The 1,617-nt window shown below is 71.1% G+C and carries 2 protein-coding genes; one reads left to right on the top strand and one right to left on the bottom strand.

Annotated features, from left to right (window positions below):
• Positions 1–206: 206 nt before the first annotated feature.
• Entirely contained in the window at positions 207–779 is a 573-nt protein-coding gene (locus tag ACFWSK_RS37750) for an HIT family protein (RefSeq protein ID WP_383796713.1), read from the bottom strand.
• A gap of 66 nt (positions 780–845) precedes the next feature.
• Between ACFWSK_RS37750 and ACFWSK_RS37755 the strand changes: the two genes are divergently transcribed.
• On the top strand, positions 846–1,523 hold the full coding sequence (locus ACFWSK_RS37755; protein ID WP_383796715.1) for a potassium channel family protein: 678 nt from the start codon (positions 846–848) through the stop codon (positions 1,521–1,523).
• The last annotated feature ends 94 nt before the right edge of the window (positions 1,524–1,617 follow it).

The following is a 1,617-nucleotide window of genomic DNA, read 5'->3' on the forward strand; positions in this document are numbered from 1 at the left end:
AAGGATAGAAAACCCGTTCTTTGGTCTCATGGGTATGGGTCCTGTCGGGGGCCCCCATGACGCCCCCGTTGTACGCGGGTTCGGCCGGCCCGGGCACTGCGATGGGGGCCCCCCGGCAACCGGCGGGGGGCGCCCCTTTCGCACAGGAGCCGGGCAGGAACCGCACACGAGGCGAGCAGGAGCCTCGGAGGCCGAGAAAGGGGGGGTCAGACAGCCGGCAGCACGGCGGGCCAGGCACCCGCGAGCATCGCGCGGGTGTCCCCGAGCAACTGCGGCAGCACCTTCGTATGACCGACCACCGGCATGAAGTTGGTGTCCCCGCCCCAGCGCGGCACCAGATGCTGATGCAGATGGGCGGCGATGCCCGCGCCCGCCACCGCACCCTGGTTCATGCCGATGTTGAAGCCGTGCGCCCCCGAGGCCGCCCGCAGCGCGACCATCGCACGCTTGGTGAAGTCGGCCAGCTCGGCGGTCTCCGCGGCATCCAGGTCCGTGTAGTCGGCGACGTGCCGGTACGGGACGACCATCAGATGTCCACCGGTGTACGGATAGAGGTTCAGCACGGCGTAGACGCGCTCACCGCGTGCCACGACCAGCCCGTCCTCGTCCGATTTGGCGGGGATCACACAGAACGGGCAGCCGTCCTCGGCGCCCGGGCCGCTGGGCTTGTTCTCCCCCTGGATGTAGGCCATCCGGTGGGGCGTCCACAGGCGCTGGAACGCGTCGGGCGTTCCCACTCCGATCTGCTGCTCCGGCTCACTCGTCATGCCGATCAGCATATTGCTTCGGCCCCGCGAAGCGTGTCGCCGGGGCCCGGCCCGACAGCGGCCCGCAATGCTGTGGCCATGAGCCACCGCCCCACCGATTCCGCCCCCGGCAGGCTGACACACTGGGAGAAACGCGCTGAGGTGCCCCTCTTCGTGGCCTCGCTGATCTTCCTCGCCGGGTACGCGGTCCGCGTCCTCGCCCCCCATGACGCCGAACCTTGGCGCGATCTCGCCCTCGCCCTGGTCGGCGCCACCTGGCTGCTCTTCCTCGTGGACTACGCGGTACGGCTCCGGCTGAGCGGGCTCGGCCTCCGGTTCGTCCGCGCCCGCTGGCTGGACACGGTGGTGCTCGTGCTGCCGCTCCTGCGCCCCCTGCGCCTGGTCCGGGTCTACAGCGCGGTCCAGCAGCGAAGGGACCGTCCGCGGCTGGACCTGTACGCGCGCGTGATGACGTACGCCGGTATGACGGCGCTGCTGATCGGATTCTCCGCCGCGCTCGCCGTCTACCACCAGGAGCACGGCGCGCCGGGTACCACGATCCGCACCTTCGGCGACGCGGCCTGGTGGGCGTGCGAGACCCTCACGACGGTGGGATACGGGGACGTCACCCCGGTCACCCCGGGCGGCCGGGTGGTCGCTGCGCTGCTGATGCTCTGCGGGCTTGCCCTGCTGGGGGCGGTGACGGGGTCGTTCTCCTCCTGGCTGTTGCAGCTTTTCGCCCGGGAGGACGAGAAGAGGCCCCCGGAGCGCGGTTAGCGGTCGCTGTTGGTCCAACATCGAGCCCGGTAAGGGGGGCGGGGGCCTCCGGCGGTGTGGGGTGAGGGCTGCCCGGGGGGCAGGACGGCCATCG

This window comes from Streptomyces sp. NPDC058620, assembly GCF_042717135.1.
In the GTDB taxonomy this organism is placed as follows: Bacteria; Actinomycetota; Actinomycetes; order Streptomycetales; family Streptomycetaceae; genus Streptomyces.

Coding starts and splice junctions, on each gene's coding strand:
- ACFWSK_RS37750 (WP_383796713.1), bottom strand. CDS start 779: ATGCTGATCGGCATGACGAGTGAGCCGGAGCAGCAGATCGGAGTGGGA.
- ACFWSK_RS37755 (WP_383796715.1), top strand. CDS start 846: ATGAGCCACCGCCCCACCGATTCCGCCCCCGGCAGGCTGACACACTGG.